The sequence below is a fragment of the Pseudolysinimonas sp. genome, assembly GCF_039912695.1.
Taxonomy (GTDB): Bacteria; Actinomycetota; Actinomycetes; order Actinomycetales; family Microbacteriaceae; genus Pseudolysinimonas_A.
Window position 1 is genome coordinate 23,869 of record NZ_JBDSPJ010000022.1, and the last position, 19,415, is coordinate 43,283.

At 66.0% G+C, this 19,415-nt stretch carries 18 protein-coding genes; 5 read left to right on the top strand and 13 right to left on the bottom strand.

Translation table 11 applies throughout. The features are described from left to right. Nucleotides 1-105 precede the first annotated feature (105 nt). Both infB and ABIR17_RS08395 read right to left on the bottom strand, forming a co-directional pair. Nucleotides 106-2,799 (bottom strand): translation initiation factor IF-2, encoded by a 2,694-nt coding sequence (infB, locus tag ABIR17_RS08390; RefSeq protein WP_348003928.1) that lies wholly within the window; start codon nt 2,797-2,799, stop codon nt 106-108. A 75-nt stretch (nt 2,800-2,874) separates the two neighbouring features. Continuing rightward, nucleotides 2,875-3,138, bottom strand: a complete 264-nt coding sequence (locus ABIR17_RS08395; protein WP_348003929.1) for a YlxR family protein — start codon at nt 3,136-3,138, stop codon at nt 2,875-2,877. Nucleotides 3,139-3,218: 80 nt separating this feature from the next. On the opposite strand from ABIR17_RS08395, the gene ABIR17_RS08400 reads away from it, so the two are divergent. The 3 genes from ABIR17_RS08400 (at nt 3,219) to ABIR17_RS08410 (ending at nt 5,264) form a co-directional block, all read left to right on the top strand. Then, nucleotides 3,219-3,857 carry a hypothetical protein gene (locus tag ABIR17_RS08400; protein ID WP_348003930.1) on the top strand — a complete coding sequence of 213 codons (639 nt, stop codon included), beginning with the start codon at nt 3,219-3,221 and terminating at the stop codon, nt 3,855-3,857. Nucleotides 3,858-3,983: 126 nt separating this feature from the next. Next, complete coding sequence (locus ABIR17_RS08405) at nt 3,984-4,703, top strand: LuxR C-terminal-related transcriptional regulator (RefSeq protein ID WP_348003931.1); 720 nt, start codon at nt 3,984-3,986, stop codon at nt 4,701-4,703. Between the two features lie 48 nt (nt 4,704-4,751). Next, nucleotides 4,752-5,264, top strand: a complete 513-nt coding sequence (locus ABIR17_RS08410) for a hypothetical protein (protein ID WP_348003932.1) — start codon at nt 4,752-4,754, stop codon at nt 5,262-5,264. A 34-nt stretch (nt 5,265-5,298) separates the two neighbouring features. Here ABIR17_RS08410 and nusA read toward each other — a convergent pair whose 3' ends face one another. The 9 genes from nusA to ABIR17_RS08455 are packed head-to-tail and all read right to left on the bottom strand — an operon-like array spanning nt 5,299 to nt 15,237. Continuing rightward, nucleotides 5,299-6,279: a transcription termination factor NusA gene (nusA, locus tag ABIR17_RS08415; RefSeq protein WP_348003933.1), complete on the bottom strand. Its 981-nt coding sequence runs from the start codon at nt 6,277-6,279 to the stop codon at nt 5,299-5,301. Nucleotides 6,280-6,314: 35 nt separating this feature from the next. Further along, complete coding sequence (locus tag ABIR17_RS08420) at nt 6,315-8,081, bottom strand: proline--tRNA ligase (protein WP_348003934.1); 1,767 nt, start codon at nt 8,079-8,081, stop codon at nt 6,315-6,317. Between the two features lie 26 nt (nt 8,082-8,107). After that, entirely contained in the window at nt 8,108-8,551 is a 444-nt protein-coding gene (locus ABIR17_RS08425; protein WP_348003935.1) for a hypothetical protein, read from the bottom strand. Next, nucleotides 8,548-9,699 carry a flavodoxin-dependent (E)-4-hydroxy-3-methylbut-2-enyl-diphosphate synthase gene (gene ispG / locus ABIR17_RS08430; RefSeq protein WP_348003936.1) on the bottom strand — a complete coding sequence of 384 codons (1,152 nt, stop codon included), beginning with the start codon at nt 9,697-9,699 and terminating at the stop codon, nt 8,548-8,550. The genes ABIR17_RS08425 and ispG overlap by 4 nt, the downstream gene beginning before the upstream one ends. A gap of 19 nt (nt 9,700-9,718) precedes the next feature. Further along, on the bottom strand, nt 9,719-11,071 hold the full coding sequence (locus ABIR17_RS08435) for a site-2 protease family protein (RefSeq protein ID WP_348003937.1): 1,353 nt from the start codon (nt 11,069-11,071) through the stop codon (nt 9,719-9,721). A gap of 36 nt (nt 11,072-11,107) precedes the next feature. Further along, complete coding sequence (locus tag ABIR17_RS08440) at nt 11,108-12,160, bottom strand: DUF2330 domain-containing protein (protein WP_348003938.1); 1,053 nt, start codon at nt 12,158-12,160, stop codon at nt 11,108-11,110. Continuing rightward, nucleotides 12,157-13,233: a 1-deoxy-D-xylulose-5-phosphate reductoisomerase gene (gene dxr, locus ABIR17_RS08445; protein ID WP_348003939.1), complete on the bottom strand. Its 1,077-nt coding sequence runs from the start codon at nt 13,231-13,233 to the stop codon at nt 12,157-12,159. Before dxr ends, ABIR17_RS08440 begins: the two co-directional genes overlap by 4 nt. Before the next feature lie 21 nt (nt 13,234-13,254). Further along, nucleotides 13,255-14,232 (bottom strand): FKBP-type peptidyl-prolyl cis-trans isomerase, encoded by a 978-nt coding sequence (locus tag ABIR17_RS08450; protein WP_348003940.1) that lies wholly within the window; start codon nt 14,230-14,232, stop codon nt 13,255-13,257. A 24-nt stretch (nt 14,233-14,256) separates the two neighbouring features. Next, nucleotides 14,257-15,237 (bottom strand): hypothetical protein, encoded by a 981-nt coding sequence (locus tag ABIR17_RS08455; protein WP_348003941.1) that lies wholly within the window; start codon nt 15,235-15,237, stop codon nt 14,257-14,259. Between the two features lie 51 nt (nt 15,238-15,288). Here ABIR17_RS08455 and gabT point away from each other — a divergent pair, with 51 nt between their 5' ends. Both gabT and ABIR17_RS08465 read left to right on the top strand, forming a co-directional pair. Next, nucleotides 15,289-16,614, top strand: coding sequence for a 4-aminobutyrate--2-oxoglutarate transaminase (gene gabT / locus ABIR17_RS08460; protein WP_348003942.1), 1,326 nt, complete (start codon nt 15,289-15,291; stop codon nt 16,612-16,614). 2 nt (nt 16,615-16,616) lie between these two features. Next, nucleotides 16,617-17,711, top strand: a complete 1,095-nt coding sequence (locus ABIR17_RS08465; RefSeq protein WP_348003943.1) for a hypothetical protein — start codon at nt 16,617-16,619, stop codon at nt 17,709-17,711. Here the strand turns inward: ABIR17_RS08465 and ABIR17_RS08470 are convergent. Further along, on the bottom strand, nt 17,701-18,915 hold the full coding sequence (locus ABIR17_RS08470; protein ID WP_348003944.1) for a low temperature requirement protein A: 1,215 nt from the start codon (nt 18,913-18,915) through the stop codon (nt 17,701-17,703). The genes ABIR17_RS08465 and ABIR17_RS08470 overlap by 11 nt on opposite strands. Beyond that, nucleotides 18,908-19,399, bottom strand: a complete 492-nt coding sequence (locus tag ABIR17_RS08475; protein WP_348003945.1) for an OsmC family protein — start codon at nt 19,397-19,399, stop codon at nt 18,908-18,910. The genes ABIR17_RS08470 and ABIR17_RS08475 overlap by 8 nt, the downstream gene beginning before the upstream one ends. Nucleotides 19,400-19,415: the final 16 nt, after the last annotated feature.

A 19,415-nucleotide genomic window follows, 5' to 3' on the forward strand; every position in this document is an offset into this window, starting at 1 on the left:
AGGTTCGCGAGCAACATGTGAAGGGGTGACCCGCTCTGCGCGAGTCAATCGGGGTAGGGGTCCCCGCTCTTGACTCGCGCAGAGCGGGGCACCCCGAAACCCGAGTTACGCCCGGATCTTCTCTTTCAACTCAATCGTCTCGATCTCGTCACCGATTTGGATGTCGTTGAACTTGCCGAGGCCGATGCCGGCCTCGAAGTCCGTGCGGACCTCGGTGACGTCATCCTTGAAGCGGCGCAGCGAGTCGATGGCCAGGTTGTCCCCGACGACGACCCCGTCACGGATGACCCGGGCCTTGGCGTTGCGGGTGATCGTTCCGCTGCGCACGATGACACCGGCGATGTTGCCAGCCTTCGACGAGCGGAAGATCTCGCGAATCTCGGCGATACCCGATTGCACTTCTTCGAACTCGGGCTTGAGCATGCCCTTGAGCGAGTTCTCGACGTCTTCGAGCGCTGCGTAGATGACCGAGTAGAACCGCACGTCGATGCCTTCACGTCGGGCACGTTCGCGCGCCTTGACGTCGGGCCGCACGTTGAACCCGATGACGATCGCGTTGTCGATGGTCGCCAGGTCGATGTCCGACTCGGTGACCGCGCCGACACCGCGGTGCAGGATGCGCAGCTGAACGCTGTCGTCGACCTCGATCTTGAGCAACGCCTCTTCGAGTGCCTCGACGGCACCGGAGACGTCACCCTTGATGATGAGGTTGAGCGACTCGACCTTGCCTTCCTGAAGCGCGCGCGTGAAGTCCTCGAGCGAGATGCGCTTGCGAGCCTTCGCGAGTTGCGCGTTCCGCCGGGCGGCTTCACGCTTCTCGGCGATCTGGCGAGCCGTGCGGTCGTCTTCGGTCACGATGAAGGTGTCGCCGGCTCGGGGCACCGAGGAGAGACCCTGCACCTGCACGGGACGCGACGGGTACGCCTCTTCGACGATCTCGCCGTTCTCGTCGTGCATCGCGCGCACGCGTCCGTAGGCGGTTCCCGCGACAATCGGGTCGCCGATGCGCAAGGTTCCGTTCTGGATGAGGACGGTTGCGACCGCGCCGCGACCCTTGTCGAGTTTCGCTTCGATCGCGACACCGCGCGCATCCCGGTTGGGGTTCGCGACCAGGTCGAGTCCGGCATCCGCGGTCAGTAGCACGGCATCGAGCAACTTGTCGATGCCGAGCTTCTGCAGCGCCGAAACATCGACGAACATCGTGTCGCCACCGAACTCTTCGGCGACCAAGCCGAACTCGGTGAGCTGCTGACGCACCTTGGCGGGGTTTGCGCCTTCCTTGTCGACCTTGTTGACGGCGACGACGATCGGGACGCCTGCCGCTTGCGCGTGGTTCAGCGCCTCCACCGTCTGCGGCATGATGCCGTCGTCGGCGGCGACCACCAGGATCGCGATGTCGGTCACCTGCGCGCCACGGGCACGCATGGCGGTGAACGCCTCGTGGCCCGGGGTGTCGATGAACGTGATGGCACGCTCGATGCCTTCGTGCTCGGTCCATACCTGGTAGGCACCGATGTGCTGGGTGATGCCGCCGGCTTCGCCCGCGACCACGTTTGCTTCGCGGATGGCATCCAACAGCTTGGTCTTGCCGTGGTCGACGTGCCCCATGACGGTGACGACCGGCGGACGAATCTCGAGGTCGTCTTCGTCTTCGTCCTCGTCGAGGTCGATGTCGAAGGCTTCGAGCAGTTCCTTGTCTTCGTCTTCCGGCGAGACAACTTGCACCTTGTAGCCGATTTCGGCACCGAGGAGTTCGAAGGTCGACTCATCCAGAGATTCGGTCGCCGTCGCCATCTCGCCGAGGGCGAAGAGCACGGTCACGAGCGTGCCGGGCAGCACCGTGAAGCCGGTGAGCTGCTCGATCTTCTCGGCGAAGTCGGCGATCGAGGAACCGCGACGCATCCGGATGATGGTGTTGCCATCGCCGCGGGGAACGCTCACGCCACCGATCGTCGGGGCCTCCCGCATTTCGAATTCGGCGCGCTTCGTACGACGCGACTTGCGTGCCTTGCTCTTGCCGCCACCGCGACCGAAGGCACCTGCGGTACCACCGCCGGGTCCGCGGCCACGACCGCCGCCGCCACCGGGACGACCGGCATAGCCACCGGTTGTGGTGCCAGGAGCCCCGCCGCCGGGACGCTGGAAGCCGCCGGGCGCGCCGCCGGGACGGCCGGGGCCGCCGGGACGCTGCTGGAATCCGATGCCCGGACGTCCGGGTGCACCGGGACGGGCTCCGGGCGCGCCGGGTCGCGGAGCGCCCGAAGTCGGTGCGGCCGGACGCGGGATCGCGCCCTGACCGGGCCGTGCCATACCTTGAGTGCTCGCGAACGGGTTGTTGCCCGGGCGCGGTGCGCCGGGTCGCGACATTCCTTGAGCGGAGGCGTACGGGTTGTTGCCCGGACGCGGTGTACCGGGGCGCGGGATGCCGGCCGGCCGGTCGCCGTCAGCGGCGGGTCCCGGGAGTGCGGGCGCGGCGGCCGCGGGTGCAGCGGCCGGGGTGGTCTCAGCAGGTGCTGACGCGGTCGGAGCGGATGCGGCTGCGGGCGCCGCTGCTTCGCTCGCGGGCGCGGGGCGTGGGCCCGGGCGCGGGGCGGTGGGGGCTTGTACGGCGGCGGCCGGCGCTGCCGGTGCCTTGAAGCCGTCGGCCTCAAGTGCCGCCTTGAGCTTCCGCGCGACCGGCGGCGCGATGCTGCTGGATGCGCTCTTCACGAACTCGCCCATGTCGTTGAGCTTGTCGAGAGCGATCTTCGAGTCGATGCCGAGTTCGGCGGCGACTTCGTGAACTCGTGGGTTGGCCACAATTCTCCTGTCTGGGGTCCAGCCCTAGACAGGGTCGGACGCTAAAGGGTGAGGAAACTCATTTCGAGTTGCTCATTAGTTGTCCATGTGCCGATCAGTCCATTTCTGAAGTTCTGACAATGTGGTGGTATCCGTGATCTCGGCGTGAAGCGCCCGCCCGAAGGCCCGACGCTTTACTGCCGTATCAACGCATCCGGGGTCTGAATGCACCCATGCGCCCCTGCCTGGAAGTCGTGCCGCGGTATCGACCACGACTCGTCCTTCGCGCGCGACGACTCTCAGAAGTGAGGTTCGGGGAGCGCGCTGCCGGCAACCCAGGCAGGTTCTAACGGCTTCCATGCTACCCCCATCATGCCGGTTGGTATCCCGAGCGTCTGCAATCCGTGCGTCGCGCGGTGATGTCCGGTACCTTGCGCTTCATGAGCGAGACACCGGTCAACACCAATGATCGTCGACGTGGCTGGCTCGGTCCGCTGCCCGTCTGGGCCTGGGTACTCATCACGATGGTTCTGGTGGTCGGTTTGCTGCTCATCGGGGTCCGCCTGTTCTCCGGTGGCGCCCAGGGCGAGGCATCGTCGAGCCCCAGTCCCACCCCATCCGCCGCTTCGCCGAGCCCCACCGCGAGCGAGACGCCGACCCTGAGCCCGACCCCCACCGAAACGCCGGATGCGTCGGGGCAGGGCACTTTTGACAGCGGAATGGATGCCTACCTGTCGTCGGTTCTCGACTCTCAGAACACCGCCGTGCTCGATCAAGGCGGAACCTTCAGCAACCCGGTCTTCGTGTTGGCGGCAAACAGCGGTCTAACGCAGAACATGTCGCCGTCGGATGCCGTCGCCGCGATGAACTTCATGTTCACGCCCTCCGACCCCAACCCGTGGGATCTCGCGCTCTCCGACGCGACCCTTGCCGGATACCGCGCTGGACCGTACGGCGGCTACTTTCCGGTGGGAGCGATCGTTGCGCGCTCCCACGACGGCCACGTCTTCTCGTTTATCGGGAACGACCACACCATCACCAGGATGTTCATGGCAAGTTCCGACGACTTGCTGCACTGAGCCGGAACCCGGAACTGGGCGCTATGGCCCGGAGCCGGTCGCTCTACAGTTCAGCTGTTGGCGAGCGGCCAGCGAGCCGTTTCGGCCTCGGTATGACCACTTCCTGACCTCGTCTAACATGGCGCCATGGTCGCCCTCAACGCTCGCGACGCTCGGCGAGTACTTGATGCGCTCGCCGAGATCGGGGCGGCGCATGACGTGGCCGCGCTGCGACAAACAACCGCCCACGTCGCATTCGAGCTGCTCTCCGTCGAGCGAGCTGGATGGGTCGAAATCGACCTCCACGGCGGCCGTTTGCGCGGAGTCCACTGGCCAACCCCGATCCCGCATCTCCTGGATGCCGTCCCGCGCGACCTTTCCGTCGTTCCGCTCGTCGGTCCTCTTCGAGTCACAGGCTCCCCGGTGCGGATCAGCGACGTGTGGAGCCGCTCCGAGTGGCACGCGATGCCGATCTGGGCGGAGCTCTACGGTCCCAATGGTGGCGAGTATCAGGTGGCTTCGCGACTCGCCTTCCGCGGGTCGGTGCTTCATGGTCTGTCGTTGTTCCGCTCGGACCGTGACTTCTCCGACCGCGAGGTGGGCGTCGTGGCCGAGCTGACCCGACACCTCCGCCTCGCGACGACCCGCATGTCGCAGAAGGTGCGCACCAACGACGAACTCGGGATCACCCGGCGCCAGCGCGAGTCCCTGCACGCGCTCGAAAATGGCGAGACGGCGCGCCAGGCGGCCCAGCAGCTCGGGATCTCCGAGAAGACGCTCGAGAACCATCTGCAGGAGGCTTATCGGCGGCTTGGCGTGACCAACCGGATCGCCGCGCTGCGCCGACTCCACGGCGACGTCCCCTGAGGGATTCCCCTCATTGCGCGGCACGGTAGCGCCGTTCATGCTGGCTCCATGACGCGTGTCCTCGCTGGCCTCGGAGCTGCCGCCCTGCTGACGTTCGCCCTCGTCGCGTGCTCGGCACCGGCATCCGATCACGGGAGCACTCCCCCGACGGCAGCATCCGACGCACCGAGTGACGCGCCCTCCACCGCTCCCGTCGCCAACGGGCCTGCGGGCTGCGACCTCGTCACCCCCGAGCTACTGCAGTCGACGCTCGGGGTTGCCGCAGGTGCTGCGGAGGTGGAGGCGAGTTTCACCGGCGGACCGCCGTCGTGCAAGTACGCCGACCTGCAAATGAATGTGCAGGTCACGACCAGTCCTGACCTCTATCTCCCCGCAAATCTCTACGACGGCCATGATCTCCCCGGTTCCGTTCCGGTACCGGGTGCCGATCGGGGATACGCCGTCGACGGCTCCCTCGTCGTCGTGAAGGGTGGGGTCGGCGTCTTTGTGACCGGGTCCTACCCCGGGATCAGCGTCGAGGCATTTCTCGCGCTCGCGACGGCGATCGTCGCCGAACTGTAGAGCGCCGAACTGCAGAGACCCGGACTGTATGCGCTCAGGACTCCATCACGGAGTCAGGCTGGATGTCGATGCGGGCGCCGGTCAGTTTCGCGGCAAGTCGGGCGTTCTGCCCTTCCTTACCGATCGCAAGCGACAGCTGGTAGTCGGGAACCAGTGCGCGCACGGCCCTCGTCGCCTCATCGACGATGAAGGCGCTCGACACCTTCGCCGGAGACAGGGCGTTCGCGACGAAGGTCGCCAGATCGTCCGACCAGTCCACGATGTCGATCTTCTCGTTGTTGAGTTCCGCCGTCACCGCCCGAACCCGCGACCCGAGTTCGCCGATGCACGCACCCTTCGCGTTGATCCCCGGTTCGGTCGCACGGACAGCGATCTTGGTACGGTGGCCAGCCTCGCGGCTGAGCGCTGCGATCTCGACGACGCCCGACGCAATCTCGGGAACCTCGAGCGCGAACAACTTTCGAACGAGTCCGGGATGCGTGCGACTCACCGTGATCGACGGGCCTTTGAGACCCTTCGACACGCTCGTGACATAGACGCGGATGCGGTTGCCGTGGCTGTAGTCCTCGCCCGGCACTTGCTCTTCGGGCGGGAGGATCGCTTCGACCGACCCCAGGTCGATGTGGATCATCCGCGGGTTTGGTCCCTGCTGAATGACCCCGGCGACGATATCGCCCTCGCGGTTGCGGAAGTCGCCGAGTACCTTCTCGTCGCCAATGTCGCGCAGCCGTTGGTTGATGACCTGCTTCGCGGCGAACGCGGCGATGCGACCAAAGTCTTCGGGGCTGTCGACGGCCTCGCCGATCACTTCGCCGTCATCGTCAGTTTCCGGAATGAAAACGGTGACGTGACCTGTCTTGCGGTCTAGCTCAACGCGAGCGCCGAGCTCCGGAGCCTGGTCGGTGTGCTTGAGGTAGGCGGTCAGGATCGCCTGCTCGATGATCTGAACGAGTTCCTCGAACGGAATCTCGCGTTCGCGCTCCATGAGCCGAAGCACGGAAAGGTCGATGTCCAAGGTAAATCTCCACTCTTCAGTTCTGGGTACCGAGCTTACCCGGCGAGCGCCCCGAGCACGTCAGCGACCGGGAGCTCGGTGCGGTCTCCCGAGCGGCGATCCCAGAGCTCGACCAGGCCGTCGGCGGCACCGCGTCCCACGATCACAATGGTCGGCACTCCGAGCAGCTCGGCGTCGCCGAACTTCACACCAGGCGACACCTTCGGTCGGTCGTCGAACAGCACGTCGTGGCCCGCCGCCTCGAGATCGGCAACCAGCTTCTCGGCGACCTCGAACACGATCTCCTCGCGACCGGTCGCGATCAGGTGCACGTCGTAGGGCGCGATCTCCTTGGGCCACAGCAGACCTTTGTCGTCGGCCGTCGCCTCAGCGATCGCCGCCAAGATGCGGGTGACGCCGATGCCGTAGGAGCCCATCGTGACCGTCACCAACTTGCCGTTCTCGTCGAGCACCTTGAGTCCGAGCGCTTCGGCGTACTTACGTCCGAGTTGGAAGACGTGCCCGATCTCCATCCCGCGCGCGAGTTCCACAGGGCCGGAGCCGTCGGGTGCGGGGTCACCCGCACGTACCGCCGCTACCTCGACCGTGCCGTCCGACGTGAAGTCGCGGCCGGCGACGAGCCCGAACACGTGCCGCTCGTCTTCGTTGGCGCCGGTGATCCACTCGGTGCCGTCGACGACGCGAGGGTCAAGCAGATATCGGATGTTGGTCGCCGACTCTTCGCCGAGGATCGGGCCGAGCGCCGACCAGGGGCCGATGTAGCCCTTGACCAGCAGCGGATTCTTCTCGAAGTCTTGCTCGGTAGCCGGCTCCACCTCGGCGGGAGCGAACGCCACCTCGGCGCGCTTGAGGTCGACCTCGCGGTCACCCGGCAGCCCGACGATGACGATCTCGCGGCTGCCATCGACATGAGTGAGGGCAAGCACGACGTTTTTCAAGGTGTCGGCAGCCGTCCAGGCATAGCCCGGCTTGGGATATTCGGCGTTCGCGAGATCGACCACGGTCTGAATCGTCGCGGTGCCGGGCGAGGGCAACACTCGGGGTGCCGGGAGCGTGGCGAGGTCGACATCCATCGGCGGCACCAGGGTCGTGAAGGCTTCGACGTTCGCGGCATACCCACCGGCTGACCGCACAAAGGTGTCTTCGCCGATCGGGGTGGGGTGCAAAAACTCTTCCGACCGTGAACCACCCATGGCGCCCGCATCGGCTTGCACGATGACGTAGTCGAGTCCGAGGCGGGTGAAGATGCGCTCGTAGGCGTCACGCTGCGCCTGGTAGGAGACGTCCAATCCTTCATCCGACACGTCGAACGAGTAGGCGTCTTTCATCGAGAACTCGCGGCCGCGCAGGAGGCCAGCACGGGGGCGGGCCTCATCCCGATACTTGTCTTGGATCTGGTAGATCGAGAGCGGCAGGTCTTTGTACGAGCTGTAGAGGTCTTTCACCAGAAGGGTGAAGACCTCCTCGTGAGTGGGTGCCAGAAGGTAATCGGCACCCTTGCGATCCTTCAGCCGGAAGATGCCGTCGCCGTACTCCTCCCACCGACCTGTCGCCTCGTAGGGCTCGCGGGGAAGCAGCGCGGGAAACAGCACCTCTTGAGCGCCGGCGCGATCCATTTCGTCGCGGATGACGGCCTCGACCTTGCGACGCACCTTGAGCCCCAGCGGCAGCCACGCGAAAATCCCCGGCGCCTGACGGCGGATGTACCCGGCACGCACCAACAGCCGGTGCGAGGTCACCTCGGCGTCGGAGGGGTCCTCACGTAGGGTGCGGACGAAGAGTTGGGAGAGGCGCGTTGACACCTGTCGAGCCTACCGAGGCCGGTCGGCTACCCCGACGAATCGAGAGGGATGACGCCCTGAAACGGAGTCAGGGTCGACCACGCGTCGGAGGTCGGCAGGTCACGCAGGTAAAGCACCACCCTGTCTCCTTCGCGCAACGGGTCGGCCGGTTGCGGCGGGTTCGCGGTGCACCAGTCACGGGGTGACACGACGGTGATCGTCGTGGCGTCAAGGACGCCCTGACGTACCGCGCTCACCTCGAAAACGTGGCCGTCACCGGGGCCGCCCAGTAGGTCGACTTTTCCGGTCACCGCGCCGACGACTCCTTCGACCACCACATCCGAGTCCTTCGCCATCGCGGCCTCGTCGGCGTAACTGACCCACGACACGCACGTCTGGGTTCTCGTCACCGAACCCGCGACCGCCCCTGCGGCCACGCCGATGACCAGCAGACCCGCCAGTCCAAACCCGACGAATCTCAGCGGAATCATGCGGTGATGACTTCGGGCTTCCCCAATTCGCCGGCCGGCATTTCAGCCGCGAGACGGTTCGCCTCTTCGATCAGAGTCGCGACGATCTCGGATTCCGGAACGGTCTTGATGACTTCACCCCTCACGAAGATCTGACCCTTGCCGTTACCCGAGGCGACGCCCAGGTCGGCCTCGCGGGCCTCCCCTGGGCCGTTCACGACGCACCCCATCACGGCGACACGCAGCGGCACGGTCATGCCCTCAAGACCTGCGGTGACGTCGTTGGCGAGGGTGTAAACATCCACCTGCGCACGTCCGCACGACGGGCAGGAGACGATCTCGAGTTTGCGTTCGCGGAGGTTGAGCGACTGCAGAATCTGCAGACCGACCTTCACCTCCTGTGCGGGAGGGGCCGAGAGTGAGACCCGGATGGTGTCGCCGATCCCCTCAGCGAGCAGGATGCCGAAAGCGGTCGCGCTCTTGATCGTGCCCTGGAACTCGGGCCCGGCCTCGGTCACTCCGAGGTGCAGGGGCCAGTCCCCCGCCGCGGCGAGCAGTCGGTAGGCCTTCACCATGATCACCGGGTCGTTGTGCTTGACCGAGATCTTGAAATCGTGGAAGTCGTGCTCCTCGAACAGACTCGCCTCCCACAGGGCGCTCTCCACGAGTGCCTCGGGGGTCGCCTTGCCGTATTTCGCCATGATCGACGGTTCGAGCGAGCCCGCATTCACGCCGATCCGAATCGACACCCCGGCATCTTTCGCGGCCTTCGCAATCGCGCCGACCTGGTCGTCGAACTTGCGGATGTTGCCGGGGTTGACCCGAACCGCCGCGCACCCGGCGTCGATCGCCTGGAAGACGTACTTCGGCTGAAAGTGGATGTCGGCGATGACCGGGATCTGGCTCTTCTTAGCGATGATGTGCAGCACATCGGCGTCATCTTGGCTCGGCACCGCAACGCGCACGATGTCACAGCCGGATGCCGTCAGCTCGGCGATCTGCTGAAGCGTCGCGTTGATGTTCGTCGTCGGTGTCGTGCACATCGACTGCACGCTCACCTGCGCGTCGCCGCCGACCAACACCTTGCCGACCTTGATCTGGCGCGACTTACGACGAGGGGCGAGGGTTTCGGGGGCCGGCTTGGGCATCCCGAGGTTGATCGCAGGCACGGGCTTCAGCCTACGCGGGCTAGAACAAACTGACCGGGTTGACGATATCGGCGAAGACCACGAAAACCGTGAGCACCAGGAGCACGCTCGAAATCGCCATCGTCAACGGGATCAGCTTCGCGACATCCACCGGTCCCGGATCGGGACGCTTGAACCATTTCGCGAACCGTCGCCGGATTGCTTCCCAGAGCGCCCCCGCGACGTGCCCGCCGTCCAGCGGCAGCAACGGCACGAGGTTGAACAGGAAGAGTGCGAGGTTAAGACTGCCGAGCAGACCGATCAGGCTCGAGGCGCGATCCGCGACCGGAAGGGTGTCGAGACTGGTGATCTCGCCAGCTAGGCGGCCAATGCCGACCACCCCGATGATGCCGTTCGGGTCGCGCGGTGTGCCGCCGAAGGTCGATTGCGCGAGTTCGACGACGCGTCCGGGGAGGGTGATGATCGAGTAGCCGATTCGGCGAGCGCTGTCGAGCACGAACCCCGGAACTTCGGTGACAGGCCGCTGCACGTTCTGTACCGCATACCCGATTCCGATGAATCCGACCTTGTGCGTGACGATCACGCCGTCGGCGTCGGTGACGGGCTTGTTGTCGGCATCGACGACCGGCCGGTCGGTCAGCAACGGCGTGATGGTGAGGGTGAGGTCCTTGCCGCCGCGCACGATCGCGAAGGTCAGGGGCGTGCCTGCGGCCGACGCGATGATCGGCGACGCGTCGGCCGGACCCGAAACCGGCGTGCCGTTGATCGACACGATGCGGTCACCGGGCACGAGGCCTGCCGCCGCGGCCGGCGACGCGGGGTCGGCAGCCGTGCACTCGGTCTGCGTACTGGTCGCGGCGACGACGCACTGGTAGACGGTGCCGACGGTCGATGTTGACTGCGGCAGACCGAAGCCGACGAGCACGATGCCGAAAAACACGAACGCGAGGATCAGGTTCATGAACGGCCCACCGAGCATGATGATGATGCGCTTCCACCACGGAAGTTTGTAGAAGAGTCGGTCTCGTTGGCCCGCTGGAATCCCCTCGATCCCGGCTTCCTTCGAGGTCTCCAGCGAGGCGTCGCGCGCGTCCTGAACGAGTGTGTCGAAGAATCCGGTGGATGCCGTGCGCGGCTTCTCACCGGCACGAGCGGGAGGAAACATCCCGGCCATCGAGATGTAGCCGCCGAGCGGGATCGCCTTGAACCCGTACTGCGTCTCGCCGACCTTCTTTGAAAAGACCGTCGGACCGAAGCCGATCATGTATTGCCCGACCCGCACCCCGAACCGCTTGGCGGGAATCAGGTGTCCGACTTCATGCAGTCCGATCGAGATGACGAGGCCCACCACGATGATGACCACACCGAGCACATAGAGCAGCGCGGATTCCACGGGCTCAGGGTACGGCAGCGTTCCTGTGAAACCTGTTTAGGAATGCTTGGTGTTGACCATTCCGACGACGAGCAACACGGCGAGCACCAGGATCCCACCGAGCGCGATGAGCAACCAGCCCAGCGGGATGCCGAAGATCCCGAGCGGCACCGACACGTGGACCTCGGTGCCGAAGGTGGCATCCGTCGTGTCGTCGGTAAAGGTGAGGTCCCCCGTGATCTGCGAGCCGGGGTCCGGGAAGAACAGGTCGAACACCGTGAGGAAGTCACCGAAGTGGCCGACCTCGGTACCGGTGACCGGAGCGGCCCAGGTCACCGAGGCCGTGTCAACAGGGTGGTGATCGTCGAACGCCACGACTTGACGGTGGTCGTCGACGACGTACAGGCGCACAGTCTGCGGGTCGGTGGCGGCCCGCGAGAGTTCGAGCGGGTAGACCAGAGTGTCGCTGTCAAAGGTGAAGCGGATCGGGTCGAGGTCGCCCTCGAGCGGTGCTTCCCCGGTCAATTTCATCGCGACGAAATACCAGCCGCGCTCGACGTACGACCCGAGCAGAGCCGACACGGCATCCGGGAGCACAAAATTGTTGTCGGCAAGCCAGGTGCTGAGCGCACCCGCGTCGTCGGCGGCGAGGGTGACCGCCCGGATCGGGCCGAGGTCGACGTCAGCCAAGACCTGTGGAGCGCCGCCCGCAGGTGCCCCATACCCGTCGCCTCTCGTGGTCCATGGGTCGTAGTCCTCGACGCGGGTGGGCGTGGTCACCCGGTCGAGTGCCTCGAAGTCGGCACGGTCGCCGAGCGTCACCGTCGCGGGCGTCGGCGTCGGAAAAATCAGCCCGGTCTGGGTGTCGGTGCTCAGCATCCCGAGCAGCAGATCGATCTGCTCAACCCCGCCGGCGCGCGACACGATCGCGTGCTCCTCGTTGACCGCGACCTGAGATCCGGGCGACGGCGCCACACCGCCACAGGCGCACGCGGCCGCAGGAACCGCGGGGAGCGCGGCGAGAAGCAGGCCCAGGGCGCAGCCGATCACGACGGAGATGGCGCCGGCGCGACGCCGTCGGGTGGGCGACCCGTCGAGTGGAGGGCTCATGCAGCCAGGATGCCATCTGCGGTCGCGCGCGCCCAGCGTTCGGCGTCGAGAACGCCCTCGAGAGTCATCTCTCCCGGTTCATGAGCATCGACCACCCGGGCGATCGTGTCGACGATGTTGAGATAGCCAATTCGCCCCGCGTGGAACGCGTCCACCGCCTGCTCGTTGGCGGCATTGAAGACTGCGGGATAGGTCGCGCCCGCCATGCCGACGCGCTTCGCGAGGGCGACCGCCGGAAACGCTTGCTCGTCAAGGGGTTCGAAGGTCCAGGACTGGGCGTGTGACCAGTCCAGCGGCGCGCCAACCCCCGGTACGCGATCGGGCCACGACAGACCGAGAGAGATCGGCAGGCGCATGTCGGGCGGCGATGCCTGAGCGATCGTCGAGCCGTCGACGAACTCAACCATCGAGTGCACGATCGACTGCGGATGGATGACCACATCGATCCGCTCGTACGGAACGTCGAACAGCAGGTGGGCCTCGATCACCTCGAGCCCTTTGTTGACCAAGGTCGCCGAATTCGTGGTGACGACTCGACCCATGTTCCAGGTGGGGTGGGCCAGGGCCTCGTCCGGAGTGACCGCGCCCAGCTCGGAGCGACTGCGCCCGCGGAACGGTCCGCCCGACGCGGTCAGCACCAGCCGCCGCACCTCCGCCGCTGTGCCCGACCGCAGTGCCTGGGCGATCGCAGAGTGCTCGGAGTCCACCGGCACGATCTGGCCGGGCTTCGCGGAGGCGCGCACGAGGTCGCCTCCGACAATGAGACTCTCCTTGTTCGCGAGCGCGAGGATCGCGCCGGTCTCAAGAGCAGCGAGGGTCGCCGCGAGCGCAACCGACCCGGTAATGCCGTTCAGGATGACATCCGCCGGGGTATCGCGGATCAAGTGCACGGTTTCGTCGATACCCAACGCGAGACGTGTCACACCCGTCGCGACGCCCTGCGCCTCGAGCGTGACGCGGTCAGATCCCGCGGCGAGACCGACGAGTTCGAACAGCTCGGGGTTCGCCGCAATGACCTCGAGTGCCTGGGTGCCGATCGATCCGGTGGAACCGAGGACGAGGACGCGACGCATGCCCCGATTTTAGGGGAGCCCTTACCCCTTGGTCGCCTGGATGTCGATCAGGAACACCAGCGTGAAACCGGCCAACGCGTTCGTGCTGCTTCCGGCGAGGCCGTAGCCGAGCGCCGGGGGCATCGTCACTAGGACGCGCGAGCCGACCTTCTGGCCGATCAGCGCGGCCGCGAAGCCATCCACAACTTTGGTCACCGAGAAGGTGGCCGGCGACTTGCTGAAGCTCTCGTCGAAGACCTGACCGTCTTCCCATTTCATGCCCAAGTAGTTCACGGTCACCGAATCGGTGGGTCCGACCACAGCGCCGTCGCCCTGCGTCAGCACGGCGAGTTCGAGATCGGCCTTCGGTGCGGTTGCGGGCAGAGTCAGCACGGGAGCCGTTGCCGAACCGCCAATCGTCGGAAGGTCGGTCGTCCAGACGGCGGGTGAGAGGTCGTTGACGACGTCAGCCACAAAGACGATCGAGTCGTCCGCGCCAACGCCGGAGTCAGTGGCGTCCGAGCCGAAGCCTTCGGCAGGAGGGATGACGCCGACCACGCGGCTGCCGGGACCCACACAGGCAAGTGTGCGCACGAAACCGGCGCGCAACGTGTCGAGTGAGGCGCGGAACTGGGTCAACGCCGTGCCGTCATAGCCGCCGGCGTCGATGGTGGCGCCGGTCGTGCCGTTGATCAGCGTGTACGCGACCTCAACGTTGGCTCCGGGGGCCACCGTCTTGCCGCCATCGATGACGATCGTGCGCTGGGTCGTGTCGACGGTGAGTGGAGTCGCGAAGGTGACGTTCGGCGCACTGCCGAAGGCGCCGGTCACCGTAACGGCGTCGACTCCTGCACCACCCGCCGTGTCGCAGATATCAGCGGTGGCGACTGACGTCGTCGTCGGGGTCGCCGACCCGGCGGGTGCCGGGGTACCCGCGCAGCCGGCCAGCACGAGCGCGGCGGCAAGGGTGAAGGACGCGATCGGAAGACGGCGAAGGAGGCGGTGATTGAGTGGACGCACGAGAGCTACCGTATCCGGGCGCAGTTATGGGATTGCTGTGACCGCGAGGATGTCGACGACGTAGACAACCGTGTCGGTACCGAGTACTCCCGCCGCGGGATCGCCGATCGCGCCGAACCCGTCGACCGGCGGGCAGATCACGATCAGCCGGGAGCCAACGGTGCTGCCGATGATGGCCGAGGTGACCCCGGGCACGACACTGAGCAGCGACCGCGGTGCGTCGCCCCAGGTCTGGTCGAAGACCGCACCGGTACGCCAGTTGACAGCCTCGAACTGGATGAGAAACTCATCGGTCGCAGCCACGACCGTGCCCGGCCCGACGATGAGGGTCGCGACCTGCCGAGTCGCCGGCGGATCCACCGCCGGAATGCCGACCGTCGGCCGCCCCGCGGTGTCGAAGTCGAGTCGGAGGCTCGGGAACCCGTCGGGCAGCGCCTGGGGTGTTCCACTCGCGTGCAGAAGGATGACGGCGATCACGTCGACCACAAACACGACGTCGTCGTCGGGGCCGATCGCGAGGTCGGGTTGCCCTGCCGTCCCGTACGCCTCGTCGGACGGGACGACCCCCACCACGCGGCTGCCGACGGTCGAGCACAGGACCGTGTCGAGCAAACCCGGTTGCATCGAACCCGGGTCGAGCAGCGTGCGTGCGACGGCAGTTCCCGGGGCTTGATCCCCCGTGGTCGCGTTCAGGATCGTGACCGCCAACTGAACGTAGTCGCCGCGCTGCACGACATCCCCGGGGCCCGTGCTCAGGACGGTGCGCTGCACCGTGTCGACGTCGAACGGCCCGTTCGCGGTAATCTTCGGGGCCTCGCCGAGCGCACCCGTGGCCGTGACAGCATCCGACGCGGCACCCGGGGCAGCGCACTCAGCTTTCGGCGTCGCGGTCGGCGTTGGCGAATCGATACTCACCGGATGCGCGGCGCAGCCAACGAGCGCGCCGCCGACCAGGATGAGAGCCGTCGTGAGCGCCAGAATCGGGATGGACGTGAGTCGGTGCATGGCGCTCCCATTTTCACCGACGCGCCGATCCGGCGGTCGTAGGCTGAAGGCATGGAATTCAGCGTGCCGCAGGAGCGCAAGCTCGTGACCGAACTCCCGGGACCGAACTCTGTGGCCCTCCAGGAGCGCCGCGTGAAGAGCGTGTCGCGCGGTGCCGGGACGCTCGCGAACATCTACATGGACCACGGTTCAGGCGCCATTTTGGTGGATGTTGACGGCAACCAGCTGATCGATCTGGGCTGCGGCATCGGCGTGACGACGATCGGGCACGCGCATCCCGACGTCGCCGCCGCGGCGGCCGCCCAGGCGTCGAAACTCACGCACACTCTGTTCACCGTGACCCCGTATGAGAACTACGTGAGGGTCGCTGAAAAGTTGCAGCAGATCACTCCGGGTGACTTCGAGAAGCACTCGATTTTGGTGAACTCGGGCGCCGAAGCGGTGGAAAATGCCGTCAAGATCGCGCGCAAGTACACCGGTCGTCGTGCAATCGTCACCCTCGACCACGCCTTTCACGGCCGCACCAATCTGACGATGGCGATGACCTACCGCCCGTGGCCGGAGCGCGCCGGCATGGGTCCATTCCCGGGCGAGATCTACTCGGTGCCGATCTCGTACCCCTACCGCGACGGGCTGTCGGGCGAAGAAGCCGCGGCCAAGACGATCGACTACATCGTCACCCACATCGGCGCGACCGAAGTGGCCGCCTTCTTCGCCGAGCCGATCCAGGGTGATGGGGGCATCATCATCCCGGCCCCCGGATTCTTCTCGACGATCAAGGCGTTCTGCGAGGAGAACGGCATCGTGTTCGTCGCTGACGAGATCCAGGCGGGCATCGGGCGCACCGGCACGTGGTACTCGATCGAGCACCACGGTGTCGTACCCGACCTGATCACGAGCGCCAAAGGCATCGCCGGCGGCTTCCCGCTCGCCGCCGTCACCGGCAGGGCCGAAATCATGGATGCCGTGCAGCCCGGCGGAATCGGCGGCACCTTCGGCGGCAACCCGGTCTCGACCGCGGCCGCACTCGCGGTGTTCGAGGTCATTGAGCGCGACAACTTGCTCGGTGAAGCGCAGCGGGTCGAGAAGGCACTCCTCGCGCGGATCGGCGACTGGGCGCAGAAGTTCCCCGTGGTCGGAGACGTACGCGGTAAGGGTGCGATGTTCGGCGTCGAACTGGTCAAGCCCGGCACCAAGGAACCCAACCCGGAAGCCCTCACGGCAGTGCTGAAACACGCCACCACCAACGGCGTCATCCCCCTCGACGCCGGATCGTGGGACTCGGTGCTGCGCATCATGCCGAGCGTCGTCATCAGTGAGGAACTGATCGATGACGCCGCGGGAGTCATCGAAGACGCTCTCGCGAGGGCGAGTTAGCCATGCTGCCGCCGCCCGTTGGTCCGGCAATCGATACGACTCCGCCGAGCCACCCAGCGCCACCCTCGGCTGCCACGCCGCTGGCCTCCGCAGATCCCGTCCACGACGCGCGACCGCGCCGCCGCATCCCGATCTGGCCGTTTCTGCTGGGCGCAATGGCGTTTGCGGTACTGGGTGGCATGGTGGCGGCCGTGCTCGCGGTCACGCCGGACCGCATCCAGTGGTTCCACGACTCTTACGTTGCGTGGGCGCAACCGATCCCGGCGGATGTTGCGGCGATCGCCGACGAGACCGGGATGAGTCCGGAGGGCGAACTGATCTTCCGAGCCTCAACGCCCGATGTCGAGGAAGGAACCGAGTTCAATGCCAACTGCTCGGTCGAGGGCGGCGCGGTACTCGGCTGCTACTACCAGGGCAACATTTTCATCTACCACGTGACCGATGCGCGGCTCGCGGGAACCGCAGAGGTGACCGGCGCCCACGAGATGCTGCACGCCGCCTACGAGCGACTCTCGGACTCCGAACGTGCGGCGGTCGACAAGCTTGTCGCCGCGCGGGTCGCCGAAATTCCCGCCGACGATCCGGTCTACCAAGATATGGCGCTCTACCCCGACGACCAGCTCGCCAGCGAGTGGCATTCACGACTGGGGACTGAGTTCGCCGACCTCTCCCCCGACCTCGAGGCGCATTACGCGCTCTACTTCGACGACCGCACCAAGGTCGTCGCGCTCAATGTGAAGTCGACAGCGGCCTTCCGCGAACTCCAGGCGAAGATCGACGCCCTCGTCACCGAGATCGACGCGTCGGCTCCTCAGCTCGACGCGCGGATCGCGGCCTACGAGGCGAAGCTGGATGCCTTCAACTCCGACGTGACCGCGTACAACAATCGGGTCTTCGACAGTCAAGAAGAGGCCACCCGCCAATACAACGCGCTCAACCATCGCGGCGCCGCACTCGACGCGGAGTATGCGACGCTCGACACCGACATCCAGCACTACAACTCGCTGGTGGATCAACTCACGACGCTCGACTCCGACTACGCCGACCTGTACAGCGCCCTCGACCCGAGCGACGATCCCGAAACCATCACGCCGTAGCGGCCCCGCGGGTCGTCCACAACTTGTGGACTGCCTCCTCGGCGACCAGCAGCAGCACGAAGACGCCGGTCGCGAGGGCGAGCGCCGCGAACGGCGGCACTGCGGCAAGCGCCGGGATGATCGCGAGCATGATCGTGCCGGAAATGAAGCGGGTCCACACCCACCAGTGCGCCATCCTGCGCCAGTAGAAACCGGTGCTCGCGAGATACAGCGAGATCCCGCCAGCGAGCGCAATCGCGCCGTAAAAGCCGAGTGGATGATCGCTGCCCAAGTGGCCGATCGCGACCTCGATCCCGAGCGCGGTCAGGATGATGCCGATGAGCAACGGGTAGTGCAGGTAGGTGTAGGCGTCGCCCGCGAGTTTGGCGCGCTCCTGGCCGCGGGCCTCGCTCAGGATGTGCTCAGATGCTGGCTGCATTCGCTCGAAGTAGGCCCACCACAGCGCGAAGCCGATCAGCACAGCAAAAGCCACCCCACCGATCAGGGCGGGGCTCAACTCAACCTGGGCAGCCCCGACGCCGAGAGCGACGATCGACTCCCCCAACCCCAGGATGATGATCAGCCCGAATCGCTCCGACCAATACGCGGCAGAGTGCACCCGCCAGCCATTCAACGCTGTGCCGAGGTAGACCCCGAAAGAGTCGAGGGCGAACATCCCGAGCCAAATCCAGGTCTGCCAGGGTCCGCCGATCAGTGCCCCGGTCGCAAAGATCGCGGCACTCGGCAGGATCGGCAGCAACGAGTTGCGGATCACTGCGCTGCGCAGCTCGCGGCTGCGACCCGCAGCCTTGAGGTAGAGCAGGCCGTGGATGAGGCGGGAGCCGAAATATCCAGCGAGCAGGATCAGCGGCAGTGCCGACGACTGCCCCGCCTCAGGAAACGCCGCCGGGATCGTCAACGCGAGCACGAAGATCAGCACTGAAGCCAGCACGAAACCGAACCGTACGATGCCGCGATCGGCACGGGTTTCATTTGCCAGCCAGCCGTACGACACCCAGAGCTGCCACAGCATCCCGAGCACCAGAATGCCTTGCAGCACCCCGAACGCGCTGTGCTGTTGCGCCATCAGCCTGCTGACCTGGGTGAACGAGAACACGAACACCAGATCGAAGAACAACTCGAAAGTCGTGACCCTTGCGCCCTCCTCACTGTGAGGTCCGACCCGCAACAAGGCAGGAAGGGCGGTCCAGATTCGCTCACCCATCGACGGCCGTCGGCGCTGAGACCACCTGGATGCTCGGCTCGTGGCGAACGGGAAAGTTGACGCTCGATGCGATGAAGCACAGGCGGTTCGCCTCCGCGTGGAGGCGGGTCGCGACATCCGGATCCCCCGCCGAGATGGTCACAACGGGCCTCAGAACGACTTCGGTGAAGCGTCCGCCGCCATCCGCGTCGGTGACCAGAGTGCCGACGGCAGCATCCGTGTAGCTCGCGACGACGATGCCGTTCTGCACCGCGACATAGAGGTAACTCAGCAGATGGCACTGGCTGAGGGCGGCAATGAGAAGTTCCTCCGGATTCCACCGCTCCAGATCTCCATGGAACGCCCGGGCAGCCGAACCTTCGATCAGGTGCTTGCCATCGAGGGAAACGACATGATCACGACCGAAGTCGCGGGAGCCACTTGTGCCCGTTCCGCGGTTACCGGTCCAGGAGAGTGCCACGGAGAACGTGTGGTCCTGAGCCATCCCTTTACTCCTCCGT

Bases quoted from the DNA above. Each gene is read 5' to 3' on its own strand.
- dxr (WP_348003939.1), bottom strand. From the start codon at position 13,233: ATGCGTCGCGTCCTCGTCCTCGGTTCCACCGGATCGATCGGCACCCAG.
- ABIR17_RS08455 (WP_348003941.1), bottom strand. From the start codon at position 15,237: ATGCACCGACTCACGTCCATCCCGATTCTGGCGCTCACGACGGCTCTC.
- ABIR17_RS08440 (WP_348003938.1), bottom strand. From the start codon at position 12,160: ATGAGCCCTCCACTCGACGGGTCGCCCACCCGACGGCGTCGCGCCGGC.
- ABIR17_RS08470 (WP_348003944.1), bottom strand. From the start codon at position 18,915: ATGGGTGAGCGAATCTGGACCGCCCTTCCTGCCTTGTTGCGGGTCGGA.
- gabT (WP_348003942.1), top strand. From the start codon at position 15,289: ATGGAATTCAGCGTGCCGCAGGAGCGCAAGCTCGTGACCGAACTCCCG.
- ABIR17_RS08475 (WP_348003945.1), bottom strand. From the start codon at position 19,399: ATGGCTCAGGACCACACGTTCTCCGTGGCACTCTCCTGGACCGGTAAC.
- ABIR17_RS08405 (WP_348003931.1), top strand. From the start codon at position 3,984: ATGGTCGCCCTCAACGCTCGCGACGCTCGGCGAGTACTTGATGCGCTC.
- ABIR17_RS08400 (WP_348003930.1), top strand. From the start codon at position 3,219: ATGAGCGAGACACCGGTCAACACCAATGATCGTCGACGTGGCTGGCTC.
- ABIR17_RS08465 (WP_348003943.1), top strand. From the start codon at position 16,617: ATGCTGCCGCCGCCCGTTGGTCCGGCAATCGATACGACTCCGCCGAGC.
- ABIR17_RS08410 (WP_348003932.1), top strand. From the start codon at position 4,752: ATGACGCGTGTCCTCGCTGGCCTCGGAGCTGCCGCCCTGCTGACGTTC.
- ABIR17_RS08395 (WP_348003929.1), bottom strand. From the start codon at position 3,138: ATGGAAGCCGTTAGAACCTGCCTGGGTTGCCGGCAGCGCGCTCCCCGA.
- ABIR17_RS08425 (WP_348003935.1), bottom strand. From the start codon at position 8,551: ATGATTCCGCTGAGATTCGTCGGGTTTGGACTGGCGGGTCTGCTGGTC.